Below are 16,947 nucleotides of genomic sequence, written 5' to 3'. Positions count from 1 at the left end.
AACGCACGATCGTTCACTGTGTGGCAAGGGATCAGTGTGCCGGTGTGTGCGGGTGTTGATCGCGCGTTGATGAGACGTACATCGGGGGGAGCCACGATCGGCGCATGTCGATGAACACCACCACCAGCACCACCCCCGCCTGGTACGCCCTCGCCCTGTGCGCCCAGACGGGCCCGAGCTTCTTCTTCCCCGAGCCCGGCTCCTCGCTGCGGGACGCGAAGCGGCTGTGCGGGGCGTGCGAGGGGAGGACGGCGTGCCTCGAGTACGCCCTGGCCAACGACGAGCGCTTCGGCGTCTGGGGCGGCCTCTCGGAAGCGGAACGGCAGGCCCTGCGCCCGCGCGGCTGACGTACGCCCGCGGCGCCGCTTCCCGCGCCCCCGGCGGCCTACGCCCACGGGTGCGGCGCCGCGCACGACGAAGCCCCGGGGAGCACGGCCCTCCCGGGGCTTTCGGCGTGGACCGCCCGACGGGCGGGCGGGTGGGCCGGGGTCAGCCCTTGCGGGCGGCCACGCGTGCGGCGCGGGCCGCGAGGCGCTCGTCGAACTTGCGGGCCTCGCTGTCGAGCCCGTCCATGAACAGGCCGAGCTCCTCCTGGGCCTGCAGGCCCTCGGGGCCCAGACCGTCGATGTCCATGATCTTGAGGAAGCGGATCACGGGGCTCAGTACGTCGTCGTGGTGGATCCGCAGGTTGTAGACCCCGCCGATCGCCATCTGCGCGGCCATCCGCTCGAAGCCGGGCATGCCGTGACCCGGCATCCGGAAGTTGACGACCACGTCCCGGACGGCCTTCATCGTCAGGTCCGGGGCGATCTCGAAGGCCGCGCCCAGCAGGTTGCGGTAGAAGATCATGTGCAGGTTCTCGTCCTGCGCGATGCGGGCCAGCATCCGGTCGCAGACGGGGTCACCGGACTGGTGACCGGTGTTGCGGTGCGAGATGCGGGTCGCGAGCTCCTGGAAGGCCACGTACGCGACGGAGTGCAGCATCGAGTGGCTGTTGTCGGACTCGAAGCCCTCCGACATGTGCTGCATGCGGAACGCTTCGAGCTTGTCCGGGTCCACGGCGCGCGAGGCCAGCAGGTAGTCGCGCATCACGATGCCGTGTCGGCCCTCCTCGGCGGTCCAACGGTGGACCCAGGTGCCCCAGGCGCCGTTGCGGCCGAAGAGCGTCGCGATCTCGTGGTGGTAGCTGGGGAGGTTGTCCTCGGTCAGCAGGTTGACGACCAGCGCGATCTTGCCGATGTCGGTGACCTTGGACTGTGCCGGGTCCCAGGCCTCGCCGTCCTCGAAGAAGCCGGGGAAGTTCCGGCCCTCGCTCCACGGGACGTACTCGTGGGGCATCCAGTCCTTGGTGACCTTCAGGTGGCGGTTGAGTTCCTTTTCGACCACCTCTTCCAGCGCGAACAGCAACTTGGCGTCGGTCCACGCCTCCGAGCTGCCGAGGTGGGGAGAGGTGATCGTCACGGGTACTCCTGGGTGCAAAGCGAATTACCTACGGTTCCGTAGCCTACGGAGTCGTAGGTTAAGCGCGACATCAAGGCGAGCCAAGCCCCAGGGGTGACTATGCCCCGTTACATCCGGTTATTTGCGCAGTTTGAAAGCGTGCTGGGTGGGTTTTGAGGCCCGAGATTCACTTCGAATAGTGGACTCCGGTCCCTGGTTTTGACGTTCCGGGTCGCCGGATGCGGGTCGTGACGGATGTGGTCGGCGCAGGTCCTGAAATACCACGGGAATAGATCATGTAGGCGTACAAGTGGTGGCAGTGAAGACGCCTGTTGCGCTACGGTCGGTAGTGCGGATCTCACGCGGGGCGACCCCGGGCCCGTGCGGGCGCTTGCCCGTACCGGTGTGCCCGGCCGGAGGCCACGGCGTGCACCGCACCACCTTCTACACCACATCACCCTGGATGCGGCATCCCTTGTACGCCGCCGCCGTATCACCCCGCACGCGACACGACTCTGCACGCGACATGACTCTGCACACGACATCACCCGGCACATGACGCCACCCGGCACGACGCCACCCCGTGCGCGCCGCGCGCACCCCGCACCCCCGCACCGAGGACATCAGAAGTGGGAGCAGCACGATGACGGGCACCCTCCGCGGCCTGCGAGCTGACCGCGAGTTCCGGCCGGCCCCGCCCCTCGCGGAGAAACTCCGCCACTCGGTGCGCCTGCCCGGTGGCCCCCACGGCGCCGGGGCCGCGCGGGCGACCGTACGGTCCCTGCTGCTGCGGCACGGGCTGGCCGACCTGTGCCCCGCCGCCGCCCTCGCGGCCTCCGAGCTCGTCTCCTGCGCCGACCGGTTCACGCCCGGCCTGGACATGACGCTCACGGTGCGCTGGCAGTTCGACGCGCTGCGGATCGTCCTCTACGACCAGCACCCCGCGCACGCCTCGCCCGACGACGGGGAGGAGTGCCGGCGGCAACGCAGTCGGGCGATGTGGCTGCTGGCCCGGGCCGTGGAGTCCGGCGGCGGGGACTGGGGGCTCACCCCCGTACTGACCCCGCGCGGCGGCACCAAGTCCTGGGCTCTGCTGTCCCGTTGAGGGCGGGTCGGGCCCGGCCGAACCCGCCCCGGACCGCCGCGACGCTCAGTCCTCCCAGCGGGACTGCCTGACCTCCTCCGCCGTCGTCGACCGCAACTCGCCGTCGAGCAGCAGCCACCGGGTGATGCCGATCGACTCCAGGAACGGCACGTCGTGGCTCGCCACCAGCAGGGCGCCCTCGTACGACTCCAGGGCGCCGGTGAGCTGTCGTACGCTCGCGAGGTCCAGGTTGTTGGTCGGCTCGTCCAGCATCAGCAACTGGGGAGCCGGCTCCGCCAGCAGCAGCGCCGCGAGCGCCGCCCGGAAGCGTTCGCCGCCCGACAGGGTGCCCGCCGCCCGGTCCGCGCGGGCCCCTCGGAAGAGGAAGTGCGCGAGCCGCGCCCGGATCACGTTGTTCGTGGCGTGCGGGGCGAACCGCGCCACGTTCTCCGCGACCGTCCTCCCGTCGTCCAGCACGTCCAGGCGCTGCGGCAGGTAGCGCGTCGGCACGTGCGTGACCGCCTCGCCGGAAACGGGCGGGACGAGGCCGGCGATGGTTCGCAGCAGCGTGGTCTTGCCCGACCCGTTGCCGCCGACCAGCGCGATCCGCTCAGGCCCGCGCACTTCCCGGACGCCCGCCACCTCCACCCCGTGGGCCAGGCGCAGATCAGTCATCGTCAGCACCCGACGCCCCGGCGGGACCTGGGTGGCGGGGAGGTCGATCCGGATCTCGGCGTCGTCGCGGACCGCCTCCACGGCCTGGTCCAGCCGCTCCCGGGCTTGCGTCAGCTTCTCCGCGTGCATGATGCGGTGCTTGCCGGCCGACTCCTGGGCGGCCCGCTTGCGGGCACCCATCACGATCTTCGGCTCGCGCTTGTTCTCGTACATCTTCTGGCCGTACCGCTTGCGTCGAGCCAATTTCACCTGGGCTTCGACGAGTTCGCGCTTCTGGCGTTGGACGTCGCCCTCCGCGACCCGGACCATGCGCTCGGCGGCCTCCTGTTCGGCGGCGAGCATGTCCTCGTAGTCGGAGAAGTTCCCGCCGTACCAACGGACTTCGCCGTCGCGCAGGTCGGCGATCTGATCGACGCGCTCCAGCAGTTCGCGGTCGTGACTGACCAGGACCATCACCCCGGTCCACGATTCGACGGCCGCGTACAGCCGGCGCCGGGCCCGCAGGTCCAGGTTGTTGGTCGGTTCGTCGAGGAGCAGTACGTCGGGTCGGGCGAGCAGCAGAGCGGCCAGCCGCAGCAGGACGCCCTCGCCGCCGGACAGTTCGCCGACCGTGCGGTCCAGGCCGATCCCGGCCAGGCCGAGCTGGTCGAGCGTCGCCAGGGCCCGTTCCTCCACGTCCCAGTCGTCGCCGAGGGCGGCGAAGTTCGCCTCGGTGGCCTCGCCCGCCTCGATGGCGTGCAGGGCCGCGCGGGTGTCGCGGATGCCGAGGACCTCGTCCACCCGGGCTCCGGTGGCGAGGGTGACGTCCTGCGGGAGGTGGCCGATGGACCCGGCGACGGCGATCTGGCCACCGGAGGGGCGCAGTTCACCGGCGACCAACTTCAACAGGGTTGACTTGCCGCATCCGTTGAGGCCGATCAGGCCGGTGCGGCCCGGGCCGACGGCCCAGTGGAAACCGTCGAGGACGGGAGTGCCGTCGGGCCATTCGAAGGAAACGTCGGAACAGGTGACATGGGTAGGGGCATGACTCATGGAGGCCTCCAGGTTGCGTGGATGGTGCGTGCAACGCGGGGAGACAGCCGACTGTCACGTGGTCGTGTCGGTGGTCGGTGTCTCGAACCTCAGACGAGCAACGTCCTACTCCGTTTCGGCGGCAATGGGGCGTTCACGAAGCTACGGACGGCCGTGGCCGCCCGCAACCGAATATCCGGCGGGGGTCAGCAGGACCCGCGCATCAGCTCGGCCAGGCTGTGGTCCATGTCCAGGTAGTGGTGCTCCAGCCCCAGCGGTACGACGACGGCGGCGCGGTCCAGGAACCGCTGGAGTTCGCCCGTCACCATCAGCACGATCGCCACCCCCTCGGCCGCGTGGAACTCGATCGTCGTGCGGTCACCGTCGTACGGGCGCACCCGTACGTCGCCGGTGCCGGACGGCTGCCGGATGCCGGACGACAGCAGCTCGCGGGCGAAGGTCCACGAGACCTCGACGCCCTCCAGGGTGGCGAGCGCGGGGAAGGCCATGCGGACGGCGAAGGGATCGGCCCGGTCGTAGCAGAGGGTGACGGGCACGGTCTCGACCTTCGGCGCGGTGGCGATCAGTCGGGCCTGCACGGCCTGCTCGATGACAGTGATCAAGGCTCGCTCCCTTGCGGCGGATCTGCGGCCGGGCTGTGGGGTGGAGTCCGGCAACCGGATAGACGCCGGAATCGGCACATCCGTGCATGCGGGATGACGTGAGCTGTGTCACCGATTGGCCGGATCTCGCCCGTGTGATCGCACAGAGTGACGATGGCGGGACGGTGTGCCAAGGATCGGTCGACCGATCGATGGGCCCCGGGCCCTCGGATTAAGTCCTGTTACCGCTCACTCCACAGGCCCAAAGTCGCCCGCGGGTACCACGAACGGCCCCATGAGGCGCCCTGGACGGAGATCGCGGGGTGCGTTAGCTTCCGGCGCCATGAGACTTCTGGGAGTTGGCATGTGCGCGGCAGCCCTGTTGGTGGCGTCGGTGGCCGCCCCGGTGCAGGCGGACACCGGTGCCCCGGCATCCGCCGGAGCGGGCTTACGGGGCCACGGCTGGTCGGTGAAGTCCACCGACAAGGACTCCCGCTTCCGCGGCCTGGCCGCGGTCGGCCGGAGCACGGCCTGGGTCGCCGGTTCCAAGGGCGTGGTGCTGCGCACCGTCGACGGGGGCCGCAGCTGGCGGGACGTCTCGCCGCCCGGAGCCGTCGCCGAGGGGCTGGAACTGCGCGACATCGAGGCCTTCGACGCCCGTCGGGCGGTGGCCCTGTCCATCGGCGAGGGCGAGGCGTCCCGGGTGCTGCGGACCGAGGACGGCGGGATCACCTGGACCGAGACCTTCCGCAACCCCGATCCGCGGGCCTTCTACGACTGCCTGACCTTCTTCGACTCCCGCCACGGCCTGGCCATGAGCGACCCGGTGGACGGCAAGTTCCGCATCCTGGCCACCGAGGACGGCGGTCGCACCTGGGAGGTGTTGCCGGACGCGGGGATGCCGGCCGCGCTCCCCGGCGAGGCCGGGTTCGCGGCGAGCGGCCAGTGCCTGGTCGCCTCCGGCCCGCGCGACGTATGGCTGGCCACCGGCGGCGGCCCGACGGCCCGCGTGCTGCACTCCGGCGACCGCGGGCGGACCTGGCGCGCGGCCGACGCCACGGTCCCCGCCGGGGACCCCGCGCGCGGGGTCTTCGCCCTCGCCTTCCGCGACCGTACGACGGGTCTCGCGGTCGGCGGCGACTACCGCACCGGCCAGGCCTCGCCGCAGGCCGCCGCACGCTCCACCGACGCGGGCCGCAACTGGACCCGGTCGGCGACGCCGCCGCCCGCTTACCGGTCGGGCGCGACCTGGTACCCGTACGGGCGGTCCACCGCCCTCGCCGTCGGACCCACCGGGACGGACGTCACCACGGACGCCGGCCGCACCTGGCGGTCGCTGGACCCCGGCTCGTTCGACACCGTCGACTGCGCGCCCGACGGAGGCTGCTGGGCGGCGGGGGAGAAGGGCCGGGTGGCCCGACTGGAGCGGCACTGACTCCGGTCGCACGGGCGGGCGGGGCCGGCTGCTGTGGGCGCGGGGCAGGCCGGGCCCGTCGCTGTCGGGCGTTGCCGGTCCGGCAGTCGGTCCGGGTCGGACCGGCAGTCGGACCGGCAGCCGGACCGGCAGTGGTCGGGTCGGGTCAGGTCGCCGGGTTCTCGCGGACCGTGGCGAGGTCCGACGAGGTCTTCGTGGCGAGGAACTCGGTGATCCGGTAGGCGCAGACGCCGGCGACGGCGAAGGGGTCCCCGGCCGCGATCTTCTCGATCTCGGAGCGGGAGACGCCGCCGGCCAGGATGACGCCACCGTCGCGCGGGACCTTGCGGCCGGACGCGAGGAAGACGCCGCCGGCGTAGTGGCCGTCCAGCCAGGCGACGTGCGCGTCCATCAGGTCCTCGACGTCTTCGATGGGCGCGGTGTAGGTGAGCTCCATGACGAACATGATCGCCAGGCTACTCTCGGACCATCATGACGAGTGTGAAGACCCCCGCCGACGAGGCCGAGGCCCGGGCGATACAGGACGAACTGCGCCATCACGTCGTGCTCACCGAGACCGGCCCGCCGCCCGGCGCGGGCCTCGTCGCCGGTGTGGACGTCGCCTACGACGACGCACGCGACCTCGTCGCGGCCGCGGCCGTCGTGCTGGACGCCGCCACCCTCGCGGTCGTGGCCGAATCCACCGCCGTCGGGCACGTCAGCTTTCCGTACGTCCCCGGACTGCTCGCCTTCCGCGAACTGCCCACCGTGCTCGCCGCGCTGGAGGCCCTGACCGTCACCCCCGACCTCGTGGTCTGCGACGGATACGGCCTCGCCCACCCGCGCGGCTTCGGCCTCGCCTGCCACCTCGGCGTGGTCACCGGGCTCCCCAGCATGGGCGTCGCCAAGAACCCCTTCACCTTCACGTACGAGGAGCCGGGCGCCCGGCGCTCCGACGCCGCCCCGCTGCTCGCGGCGGACGGCGCCGTGGTCGGCCGGGCGCTGCGCACCCAGGACGGGATCAAGCCCGTCTACGTGTCCGTGGGCCACCGCGTCACGCTGGACAACGCCTGCGCCCACGCCCTCGCGTTGAGCCCCCGCTTCCGGATCCCGGAGACCACCCGGCACGCCGACTCGCTGTGCCGCCGCGCCCTGCGCGACGCGGTCGGCTGACGCGACCGGCTGACGCGATCGGCCGGGGTCGAACCCGGTCGGCCCCCCGTCGGCCGGCCGTCGGGTTCAGTCCTCCGCCGCGACCCGGAAGCGGATGCCCGCCTTCTGCAGTCGGTCCAGCAGGGCGTCGCCCATCGCCACGGTCGTGGTGAGCTGCCCGGCGGCGTCCGGCAGGGCGTCGTGGGCCAGGCACAGCGCGGACTCGGCCAACATCTTCGCCGTCTCCCCGTACCCCGGGTCGCCGCCCGAGACCTCGGTGAACACCCGCCGGCCCCCGCCCTCCCCGACGAAGCGGACGGTGAACCAGCTGCGCGCCCGGCGCTGCGCGTCCGGGCCGCTGCCCGGCTCCCAGCGGTCCATCAGCCACCGGCGGGCCGCCGGGACCTGCGCCAGCGCGGCCACCGCGCCCACGGCCGCCGTACCGCCGACGGCGACCGGCAGGTGTCGTACCGCGGCGTAGTGCCGGTAGCGGAAGTCCGGCCCGTACCGCGCCAGCGCGGCCGCCGACCGGGCCACGACCGCCGGATCGAGGGTGGGCAGCGGCAGCGCCCACGAGCCGGTCTCCCGGCTGAAGCGCGGGGAGCCCACGGGTCCCCGTACGCGACGCCCGGGCAGCCTCGGCTCGTGCAGGCGGCGGGAGCGGGCCGCGGCCAGGGTCTGCGGACCCCGGCCCAGCGCGGTGAGGGCGGAGGCCAGGGTGCCGCCGGAGAACAGGGCGTTGGACCGGACGAACCCGTCCACCCGCAGCGGCACGCCCTCGGGCAGCCGGTTCACCGTGAACCAGGCCCCGAGGTCGGCCGGGATCGAGTCGAAGCCGCAGGCGTGCACCAGCCGCGCCCCCGTCTCCCGGGCCCGCGCGTCGTGGGCGACGTACATCCGGTCGACGAACTCCGGCTCACCGGTCAGGTCGACGTAGTCGGTGCCGGCCTCGGCGCAGGCCTCGACCAGCTCCGCCCCGTACCAGACGTACGGGCCCACGGTCGTGGCCAGCACCCGGGTGGAGGCGGCCAGTTCGCGCAGGGCCGGGCCGTCGGAGGCGTCCGCGCGCAGCAGCGGCAGGTCGGCGCAGGCAGGGTTCAGGTCGGTCAGCCGCTCGCGCAGCCGCTCCAACTTGGCCGGGTCGCGCCCCGCGAGGGCCCAGCGGCAATCCGCCGGGGCGTGCGCGGCGAGGTACTCGGCGGTCAGGGCTCCCACGAAGCCGGTCGCGCCGAAGAGCACGACATCGTGGGCCCGTTGCGGACGCTCCTTGCGGACGTGCTGGTTCATGAACCGCTCCTCCCGGCTGGTATCGGTGGCTGAGGCTAGCGTGGGAGTCGACTGTCCGTGCGGGCAGGTGTGACCTGCGGTAAGTGGGAGGCGTCGATGAAGGCTGCGGTGCGCAGGTGGGAGGCGGTGCGGGAGTTCGCCCTGGGACTGCCGGAGGCCGTTGAGGAGCACCCGTGGGGGCCCGAGGACGCGGTGGTGAAGGTCAACAAGAAGATCTTCGTGTTCCTGGGGAACGCGGACGGCCCCGACGCCCCCGGCGTGTCCGTGAAGCTGAAGGACGAGGCGCTGCACGGCCACGCGATGACGGCGCCGGGGGCCGAGCCCACCGGGTACGGGCTGGGGCGGGCGGGCTGGGTCTCGGTGCCGTTGGGGGAGAAGGGGGCGCCGACGGCCGAGGTGTTGTGCGAGTGGGTGGAGGAGAGCTACCGGACGGTGGCGCTCAAGCGGCACGTCAAGGAACTGGACGCGCGGATCGCGGAACGGGCCGACGGCGAAATCGACTAAGCGCTTGCTCTTGTGCTGAGTGGAACGCGTTCCTAGCATCGCTGGTGTTACATCAGTTGTGTCACACACTCGCACCAGGGGCGCTGGGGGCTCGATGGCAGTGACGGGATCAGGAACGGAGCCGGGCGCGACACCGGCCGCGGAGCCCGGGGCGGGTTCCGCGCCGGCCGGCGGCCCGCTCGCGGGCGTGCGCGTCGTCGAACTGGCGGGCATCGGCCCGGGCCCGTTCGCCGCGATGCTCCTGGCCGACCTGGGCGCGGACGTCGTCCGGGTGGACCGGCCCGGCGGGGGCGGCCTCGCCGTCGACCCGGCGTACGACGTCACCAACCGCAACAAGCGGTCCGTGCTGATCGATCTGAAGGCCGACGGGGGCCCCGCCCGGGTGCTCGACCTGGTCGAGCGCGCCGACGTCCTGATCGAGGGGTTCCGCCCCGGGGTCGCCGAGCGGCTCGGGGTCGGCCCCGCCGACTGCCACGCCCGCAACCCCGCCCTGGTCTACGGTCGGATGACCGGCTGGGGCCAGGACGGGCCGCTCGCCCACACCGCCGGGCACGACATCGCGTACATCGCCGTCACCGGGGCCCTGGGCATGATCGGCAGGCCCGACGAGCCGCCGGCCGTGCCCGCCAACCTGGTCGGGGACTACGCGGGCGGTTCGCTCTACCTCGTCATCGGGGTCCTCGCCGCGCTCCGGCACGCCCGCACGCCCGGCGGCGCCGGGCAGGTCGTGGACGCCGCGATCGTCGACGGCACCGCCCACCTCACCGCCATGATCCACGGCATGGTCGCCGCGGGCGGCTGGCAGGACCGGCGCGGGGTCAACCTCCTCGACGGCGGCTGCCCGTTCTACGGCACCTACGAGACCTCCGACGGCGGCCACATGGCGGTCGGCGCGCTCGAGCAGCAGTTCTACGACACCTTCGTCGGCCTTCTCGGCCTCGGCGACCGGGCGCCCGCCCGCAAGGACCTGGCGCGTTGGGGCGAACTCCGCGAGGCGGTCGCCGAGCGCTTCAAGTCCCGTACGCGCGCGCAGTGGACCGAGGTCTTCGAGGGCACCGACGCCTGCGTGGCCCCCGTGCTGTCCCTGCGCGAGGCGCCGCACCACCCGCACCTCGCCGCCCGGGGCACCTTCACCGACTTCGGGGGCATCACCCAACCGGCCCCCGCTCCCCGGTTCTCCGTCACCCCGACCGCCGTCACCACGGGTCCGGCGCGGCCGGGCGCCGACACCGCGTCCGTGGCCGCCGACTGGGACGTACCGGCCCTGCTGGGGAAGGACGCCTGATGGAACTCTCGATGATGCTCGACTACGCGGGCGATCCGCGGCGGGCGGCCGACGCGGCGGCCGAGCTGGAAGACGCCGGACTGGACGCCCTGTGGGTCGCGGAGGCCTGGGGCTTCGACTCCCCGACGATCATGGGGTACCTGGCGGCGCGGACCGAGCGGATGAAGATCGGCTCGGCCATCGTCAACGTCTACTCCCGCACCCCCGCCCTCATCGCCCAGACGGCCGCCGGGCTCGACGCCCTCTCGGGCGGCCGGGCCCTGCTCGGCCTCGGGGCGTCCGGCCCGCAGGTGGTCGAGGGCTGGCACGGGAAGACGTACGACCGGCCGCTCGGTCGGACCCGGGAGACCGTCGAGCTGTGCCGGCGGATCTGGCGCCGCGAGACCATCGACCACCACGGCATCACCGACATGCCGCTCCCGCCCGAGAAGGGCGGCCGGCACGGCAAGCCGTTGAAGATCCTGACCCGGCCGGTCCGCGACCGGATCCCGGTGTACGTGGCCTCGCTCGGCCCGGCCAACGTGGCGATGACCGCCGAGATCGCCGACGGCTGGTTGCCGACCCTCTTCATCCCGGAGAAGGCCGGCGCGGTGTGGGGGAGCGCGCTCGCCGAGGGCGCGGCCCGACGGGCCCCGGAACTCGGCCCGCTCGACATCGTCGCGGGCGGTCTGCTCGCCATCGGAGAGGACGCCGCCGCCGCACGGGACCTCGCCCGCCCGCAGATCGCCCTGTACGTCGGGGGCATGGGCGCGCCCGGCAAGAACTTCTACAACGACCTCGCCGTCGCCTACGGGTACGGCGAGGAGGCCCGCAGGATCCAGGAGCTGTACCTGTCCGGCCGCAAGCGCGACGCGGCCGCCGCGGTCCCGGACGAGTTCTGCGAGCTCATGACCCTGTGCGGACCCGCGGGCTACGTGCGCGATCGGATCGAGGCCTTCCGCGAGGCGGGCGTCACCATGCTCAACGTCACGCCCGTCGGCCCGGAGCCGGCCCGGCTGATCGAAACCGTCAAGAACTGGCTTGAGGAGGCCCCCCGATGAAGCGCCGGATCTTCGACGCCGACCACGACGCGTTCCGCGAGAGCGTCCGCACCTTCCTGACCAAGGAGGTGCTGCCGCACTACGAGCAGTGGGAGAAGGACGGCATCGTCAGCCGCGAGGCCTGGCTGGCCGCGGGCCGGCAGGGGCTGCTGGGCCTGGCCGTCCCGGAGGAGTACGGGGGCGGCGGCAACACCGACTTCCGCTACGCCGCCGTGATAGCGGAGGAGTTCACCCGGGCCGGCACCCCGGGGCTCGCCATCGGCCTGCACAACGACATCATCGGCCCGTACCTGACCTCCTTGGCCACCGAGGAGCAGAAGCGCCGCTGGCTGCCCGGCTTCTGCTCCGGCGAGACCATCACCGCCATCGCGATGACCGAACCGGGCGCGGGCTCCGACCTCCAGGGCATCCGCACCCGGGCCGAGGACCGGGGCGACCACTGGCTGCTCAACGGCGCCAAGACGTTCATCTCCAACGGCATCCTCGCCGACCTCGTCATCGTGGTCGCGAAGACCACCCCCGAGGGCGGGGCGCACGGGCTGTCCCTGTTCGTCGTCGAACGCGGCGCCGAGGGCTTCGAGCGCGGCCGCAACCTCGACAAGATCGGCCAGAAGGCCCAGGACACCGCCGAGTTGTTCTTCAACGACGTACGCGTGCCCAAGGAGAACCTGCTCGGCGAACCGAACGGCGCCTTCCTCCACCTGATGACCAACCTCGCGCAGGAGCGGATGGGCATCGCCATGGCCGGCATCGCCGCCGCCGAGCACCTGCTGGAGATCACCAGCCGGTACGTGAAGGAACGCGAGGCCTTCGGCCGCCCCCTGTCCAAGCTCCAGCACATCCGCTTCGAGATCGCGGAGATGGCCACCGAGTGCGCGGTCACCCGTGCCTTCCTCGACCGCTGCATCACCGACCACTCCAACGGCGAACTCGACCACGTCCACGCCTCCATGGCCAAGTGGTGGGCCACCGAACTCCAGAAGCGAGTGGCGGACCGCTGCCTGCAACTGCACGGCGGCTACGGCTACATGACCGAGTACCGGGTCGCCCGGGCCTTCACCGACGGCCGCATCCAGACCATCTACGGCGGCACGACCGAGATCATGAAAGAGATCATCGGCCGTTCCCTGCTGGGCTGAAACCTCCCCTTGGAAACCTCCGAAAGGCTTGACCAGTGAGCACCGAAGCTTACGTATACGACGCGATCCGCACCCCGCGCGGTCGCGGCAAGGCCAACGGCGCCCTGCACGGCACCAAGCCGATCGACCTGGTCGTCGGCCTCATCCACGCCCTGCGCGAGCGCAACCCCGGCCTGGACCCGGCCACCATCGACGACATCGTCCTCGGCGTCGTCGGCCCCGTCGGGGACCAGGGCTCCGACATCGCCCGGATCGCCGCCATCGCCGCCGGGCTCCCCGACACCGTGGCGGGCGTACAGGAGAACCGCTTCTGCGCCTCCGGCCTGGAGGCCGTCAACCTGGCCGCCGCCAAGGTCCGCTCCGGCTGGGAGGACATGGTCCTCGCGGGCGGCGTCGAGTCCATGTCCCGCGTCCCGATGGCCTCCGACGGCGGTGCCTGGTTCGCCGACCCGATGACCAACTGGGACACCGGCTTCGTACCGCAGGGCATCGGCGCCGACCTGATCGCCACCATCGGCGGATTCTCCCGCCGCGACGTGGACGAGTACGCCGCCCTCTCCCAGGAACGGGCCGCCGCGGCCGTCAAGGCGGGCCGCTTCGCCAAGTCCGTCGTCCCGGTCACCGACCGCAACGGCCTCGTCGTCCTGGACCACGACGAGTTCATCCGCCCCGGCACCACCGCCGACACGCTGGCCAAGCTCAAGCCGTCCTTCGCCGACATCGGCGACCTCGGCGGCTTCGACGCCGTCGCGCTGCAGAAGTACCACTGGGTCGAGAAGATCGACCACGTCCACCACGCGGGCAACTCCTCCGGCATCGTCGACGGCGCCTCCCTCGTCGCCATCGGCTCACGCGAGGCGGGGGAGCGGGGCGGTCTCACGCCGCGGGCCCGCATCGTCTCCGCCGCGGTGTCCGGCTCCGAGCCCACGATCATGCTCACCGGCCCCGCCCCGGCCACCCGCAAGGCCCTCGCCAAGGCCGGCCTCACCATCGACGACATCGACCTCATCGAGATCAACGAGGCCTTCGCCGGCGTCGTGCTGCGCTTCGTCGCCGACATGGGCGTCTCCCTCGACAAGGTCAACGTCAACGGCGGCGCCATCGCGCTCGGCCACCCGCTCGGGGCGACCGGCGCGATGATCCTCGGCACGGTCATCGACGAACTGGAGCGCCAGGACAAGCGCTACGGGCTCGTCACCCTGTGCGTCGGCGGCGGCATGGGCGTCGCCACCATCGTCGAACGCCTGTAGCCCGGCGGCAGGTCGACGCCCCCGCCCGCGGCGCGCGGACAGCGCCCGCGGTGACCGCCCGGGGCGCCGCCCGCACCCCCGTGGCCCCGCCCGCCCGGCCCCTGCCGATCCAGACCTTCACGGAGAGACCCACCCCATGACCGAGACCCGCACCATCCGCTGGGAACAGGACGAGACCGGCGTCGTCACCCTCGTCCTCGACGACCCCGACCAGTCCGCCAACACCATGAACCAGGCCTTCAAGGACTCCATCGCCGCGATCGCCGACCGCGCCGAGGCCGAGAAGGACTCCATCCGGGGCATCATCTACACCTCCGCGAAGAAGACCTTCTTCGCGGGCGGCGACCTCAAGGACATGATCCGGCTGCGGCCCGAGGACGCGCGGCTCGCCTTCGACACCGGCACCGAGATCAAGCGCTCGCTGCGCCGCATCGAGACCCTCGGAAAGCCCGTCGTCGCCGCCATCAACGGGGCCGCCCTCGGCGGTGGTTACGAGATCTGCCTGGCCTCGCACCACCGCGTCGCACTCGACGCGCCCGGCTCGAAGATCGGCCTGCCCGAGGTCACCCTCGGCCTGCTGCCGGCCGGCGGCGGCGTCACCCGTACCGTCCGGCTCATGGGCATCGCCGACGCGCTGCTCAAGGTCCTGCTCCAGGGCACCCAGTACAACCCGGCGCGGGCCCTGGAGAACGGCCTGGTCCACGAACTGGCCGCCACCCCCGAGGAGATGCTGGCCAAGGCGCGCGCCTTCATCGACGCCAACCCGCAGTCCCAGCAGCCGTGGGACGTACCCGGCTACCGGATCCCCGGCGGCACCCCCTCGAACCCGCGGTTCGCGGCCAACCTCCCGGCCTTCCCGGCCAACCTGAAGAAGCAGCTGAACGGCGCCCCGTACCCGGCCCCGCGCAACATCCTGGCCTGCGCCGTCGAGGGCTCCCAGGTCGACTTCGAGACCGCGCTGACCATCGAGGCCCGCTACTTCACCGAGCTGGTCACCGGGCAGACCGCCAAGAACATGATCCAGGCCTTCTTCTTCGACCTCCAGGCCGTCAACGCCGGCCGCAGCCGCCCCGGCGGCGTCGAACCCCGCACGGTCCGCAAGGTCGCGGTCCTCGGCGCGGGCATGATGGGCGCCGGCATCGCCTACTCCTGCGCCCGCGCGGGCATCGAGGTGGTGCTCAAGGACGTCACCCCCGAGGCCGCCGCCAAGGGCAAGGCGTACTCCGAGAAGCTCCTCGACAAGGCGCTCTCCCGGGGCCGCACCACCGAGGCCAAGCGCACCGAACTCCTCGCCCGGATCACCACCACCGCCGAGGCCGCCGACCTGGCCGGTTGCGACGCCGTGATCGAGGCCGTCTTCGAGGACACCTCCCTCAAGCACAAGGTGTTCCAGGAGATCCAGGACGTCATCGAGCCCGACGCGCTGCTCTGCTCCAACACCTCGACCCTGCCGATCTCCGGCCTCGCCGAAGGGGTGAAGCGGCCCGCCGACTTCATCGGGCTGCACTTCTTCTCGCCCGTCGACAAGATGCCCCTCGTCGAGATCATCAAGGGCGAGCAGACCGGTGACGAGGCCATCGCCCGCGCCTTCGACCTGGTCCGCCGGATCAACAAGACGCCGATCGTCGTCAACGACTCGCGCGGCTTCTTCACCTCGCGGGTCATCGGCCAGTTCATCAACGAGGGCGTCGCGATGGTCGGCGAGGGCATCGAGCCCGCCTCGATCGAGCAGGCCGCCGCCCAGGCCGGCTACCCGGCCAAGGTGCTCTCCCTCATGGACGAGCTCACCCTCACCCTCCCGCGCAAGATCCGCAACGAGACCCGCAAGGCCTTCGAGGCCGAGGGCCGCGCCTGGGCCGAGCACCCGGCCGACACCGTCATCGACCGGATGGTCGACGAGTTCGACCGCCCCGGCCGCAGCGGTGGCGCCGGCTTCTACGCGTACGACGAGGCCGGCAGGCGCGCCGGCATCTGGCCGGGCCTGCGCGAGCACTTCACCAAGGAGGGGTACGAGATCCCCTTCGACGACATGAAGGAGCGGATGCTGTTCTCCGAGGCCCTGGACACCGTCCGCTGCCTCGACGAGGGCGTCCTCACCTCGATCGCCGACGCCAACATCGGCTCCATCATGGGCATCGGTTTCCCCGCCTGGACCGGCGGCGTGATCCAGTACGTCAACGGCTACGAGGGCGGTCTGCCCGGCTTCGTGGCCCGCGCCCGGGAACTGGCCGAGAAGTACGGCGAGCGCTTCACCCCGCCCGCCTCCCTCGTGGCGAAGGCCGAGCGCGGCGAGACGTACGCGGACTGATCGAGGCGGAGCGCACGCCGCCCGGCGCGGCGGGACGTTCACCGTCCCGCGGCGGCCGCCCCGGTCCCGGCCTCGGGACCGGGGCGGCCGTGCGTGCCGGCCTACCGGGCGCCTTCGCGCAGCACCGCGAAGGCGCCGCGCGGCTCGGCGCCGTCCGGGGCGGACCAGCGGGCCAGCACCTGCCCCCGTACGTCCTCCCCGGTGGCGGGCCCCGGGCGCAGGACCCGGGCCAGGCTGAGGGTCACCGGCGCCCCCTGCGCCGTCGCGAGGACGGTGGCGTCGGTGGTCTCCGTCACCTGCGGCAGCGCGGCCGGGAGGTCGGCGACGGTGCGCACCTGCACCGTCGGGTCGGGCGCGTCGCTCTCGCTCTGCGCCTGCGCCACGGCCCGACCCGCCAGCAGCGCGAGCAACTGGCCGACCAGCACCGGGTCGCGTGCTCCGTCGTAGACCCAGCGCTTGCCGAGCACCCCGTGCTCCATGGTGCCGATCAGGCCCGCCTCCGCGCCGTCGAGCGGGGCCGCGCGGTAGGTGAGCGGCGTCAGGTAGGCGGGCGCGGCGTCGCCGGACCCGTCGGTGACGACCATGAACTCGATGCCCACCTCGCCCTCGGGATCGTCGAGCCGGAACCCGCCCGCCCTGGCGAGCGCCGGGCCGGCGGTGGTGCTCCGGTACCAGGGCCGCGACGGGAGCCAGGCGGCGAGGAGTTCGACCTTGGTCGGGGTCAGCGTGGTGTGGTGGATGACTGCCATGATCGCG

Annotated in this window: 16 protein-coding genes; 10 read left to right on the top strand and 6 right to left on the bottom strand. The window is 72.4% G+C overall.

Features of this window, described 5'->3' with window-relative positions; genetic code table 11:
• Window positions 1-104 precede the first annotated feature (104 nt).
• A complete protein-coding gene (locus ACFY0I_RS13770) occupies window positions 105-347 on the top strand; it encodes a WhiB family transcriptional regulator (RefSeq protein ID WP_388894124.1) in 243 nt (80 codons plus the stop codon).
• Between the two features lie 142 nt (window positions 348-489).
• On the opposite strand, the gene ACFY0I_RS13765 is transcribed toward ACFY0I_RS13770, so the two are convergent.
• A complete protein-coding gene (locus tag ACFY0I_RS13765) occupies window positions 490-1,461 on the bottom strand; it encodes an acyl-ACP desaturase (RefSeq protein ID WP_388894121.1) in 972 nt (323 codons plus the stop codon).
• Between the two features lie 622 nt (window positions 1,462-2,083).
• On the opposite strand from ACFY0I_RS13765, the gene ACFY0I_RS13760 reads away from it, so the two are divergent.
• Window positions 2,084-2,545, top strand: a complete 462-nt coding sequence (locus ACFY0I_RS13760; protein ID WP_388894118.1) for an ATP-binding protein — start codon at window positions 2,084-2,086, stop codon at window positions 2,543-2,545.
• 45 nt (window positions 2,546-2,590) lie between these two features.
• Here ACFY0I_RS13760 and ACFY0I_RS13755 read toward each other — a convergent pair whose 3' ends face one another.
• Together ACFY0I_RS13755 and ACFY0I_RS13750 are read right to left on the bottom strand one after the other, a co-directional pair.
• Window positions 2,591-4,231 (bottom strand): ABC-F family ATP-binding cassette domain-containing protein, encoded by a 1,641-nt coding sequence (locus ACFY0I_RS13755; protein WP_388894115.1) that lies wholly within the window; start codon window positions 4,229-4,231, stop codon window positions 2,591-2,593.
• 185 nt (window positions 4,232-4,416) lie between these two features.
• A complete protein-coding gene (locus tag ACFY0I_RS13750; RefSeq protein WP_388894112.1) occupies window positions 4,417-4,833 on the bottom strand; it encodes an SsgA family sporulation/cell division regulator in 417 nt (138 codons plus the stop codon).
• A 322-nt stretch (window positions 4,834-5,155) separates the two neighbouring features.
• Between ACFY0I_RS13750 and ACFY0I_RS13745 the strand changes: the two genes are divergently transcribed.
• The gene (locus tag ACFY0I_RS13745; protein ID WP_388894109.1) at window positions 5,156-6,247 is read left to right on the top strand and encodes a WD40/YVTN/BNR-like repeat-containing protein; all 1,092 of its coding nucleotides are present in this window, start codon (window positions 5,156-5,158) and stop codon (window positions 6,245-6,247) included.
• 145 nt (window positions 6,248-6,392) lie between these two features.
• Here the strand turns inward: ACFY0I_RS13745 and ACFY0I_RS13740 are convergent, their stop codons facing one another.
• Window positions 6,393-6,692, bottom strand: coding sequence for a YciI family protein (locus tag ACFY0I_RS13740; RefSeq protein ID WP_388894106.1), 300 nt, complete (start codon window positions 6,690-6,692; stop codon window positions 6,393-6,395).
• Window positions 6,693-6,718: 26 nt separating this feature from the next.
• On the opposite strand from ACFY0I_RS13740, the gene ACFY0I_RS13735 reads away from it, so the two are divergent.
• Entirely contained in the window at window positions 6,719-7,399 is a 681-nt protein-coding gene (locus ACFY0I_RS13735) for an endonuclease V (RefSeq protein ID WP_388894103.1), read from the top strand.
• 66 nt (window positions 7,400-7,465) lie between these two features.
• Here ACFY0I_RS13735 and ACFY0I_RS13730 read toward each other — a convergent pair whose 3' ends face one another.
• Window positions 7,466-8,665, bottom strand: a complete 1,200-nt coding sequence (locus ACFY0I_RS13730) for a saccharopine dehydrogenase family protein (RefSeq protein ID WP_388894100.1) — start codon at window positions 8,663-8,665, stop codon at window positions 7,466-7,468.
• Window positions 8,666-8,761: 96 nt separating this feature from the next.
• On the opposite strand from ACFY0I_RS13730, the gene ACFY0I_RS13725 reads away from it, so the two are divergent.
• From ACFY0I_RS13725 to ACFY0I_RS13700, 6 genes are all read left to right on the top strand, one after another.
• Window positions 8,762-9,169 (top strand): MmcQ/YjbR family DNA-binding protein, encoded by a 408-nt coding sequence (locus ACFY0I_RS13725; protein ID WP_388894097.1) that lies wholly within the window; start codon window positions 8,762-8,764, stop codon window positions 9,167-9,169.
• A gap of 94 nt (window positions 9,170-9,263) precedes the next feature.
• Window positions 9,264-10,454, top strand: coding sequence for a CaiB/BaiF CoA transferase family protein (locus tag ACFY0I_RS13720; protein ID WP_388894094.1), 1,191 nt, complete (start codon window positions 9,264-9,266; stop codon window positions 10,452-10,454).
• Window positions 10,454-11,494 (top strand): LLM class F420-dependent oxidoreductase, encoded by a 1,041-nt coding sequence (locus tag ACFY0I_RS13715; RefSeq protein ID WP_388894091.1) that lies wholly within the window; start codon window positions 10,454-10,456, stop codon window positions 11,492-11,494. Before ACFY0I_RS13720 ends, ACFY0I_RS13715 begins: the two co-directional genes overlap by 1 nt.
• Window positions 11,491-12,633, top strand: coding sequence for an acyl-CoA dehydrogenase family protein (locus ACFY0I_RS13710; protein ID WP_388894089.1), 1,143 nt, complete (start codon window positions 11,491-11,493; stop codon window positions 12,631-12,633). The genes ACFY0I_RS13715 and ACFY0I_RS13710 overlap by 4 nt, the downstream gene beginning before the upstream one ends.
• 35 nt (window positions 12,634-12,668) lie before the next feature.
• The gene (locus ACFY0I_RS13705) at window positions 12,669-13,883 is read left to right on the top strand and encodes an acetyl-CoA C-acetyltransferase (protein WP_388894086.1); all 1,215 of its coding nucleotides are present in this window, start codon (window positions 12,669-12,671) and stop codon (window positions 13,881-13,883) included.
• Window positions 13,884-14,019: 136 nt separating this feature from the next.
• Window positions 14,020-16,191 carry a 3-hydroxyacyl-CoA dehydrogenase NAD-binding domain-containing protein gene (locus tag ACFY0I_RS13700; RefSeq protein WP_388894083.1) on the top strand — a complete coding sequence of 724 codons (2,172 nt, stop codon included), beginning with the start codon at window positions 14,020-14,022 and terminating at the stop codon, window positions 16,189-16,191.
• A gap of 101 nt (window positions 16,192-16,292) precedes the next feature.
• Here ACFY0I_RS13700 and ACFY0I_RS13695 read toward each other — a convergent pair whose 3' ends face one another.
• The gene (locus ACFY0I_RS13695; protein WP_388894080.1) at window positions 16,293-16,940 is read right to left on the bottom strand and encodes a 1,4-alpha-glucan branching protein; all 648 of its coding nucleotides are present in this window, start codon (window positions 16,938-16,940) and stop codon (window positions 16,293-16,295) included.
• Between the last annotated feature and the right edge of the window lie 7 nt (window positions 16,941-16,947).

Origin of the sequence: Streptomyces sp. NPDC001568 (genome assembly GCF_042893755.1) — a bacterium.
GTDB lineage: Bacteria > Actinomycetota > Actinomycetes > Streptomycetales > Streptomycetaceae > Streptomyces.
The sequence above is the reverse complement of the archived record's forward strand: the minus strand, read 5'-3'. Positions and strand labels throughout refer to the sequence as shown.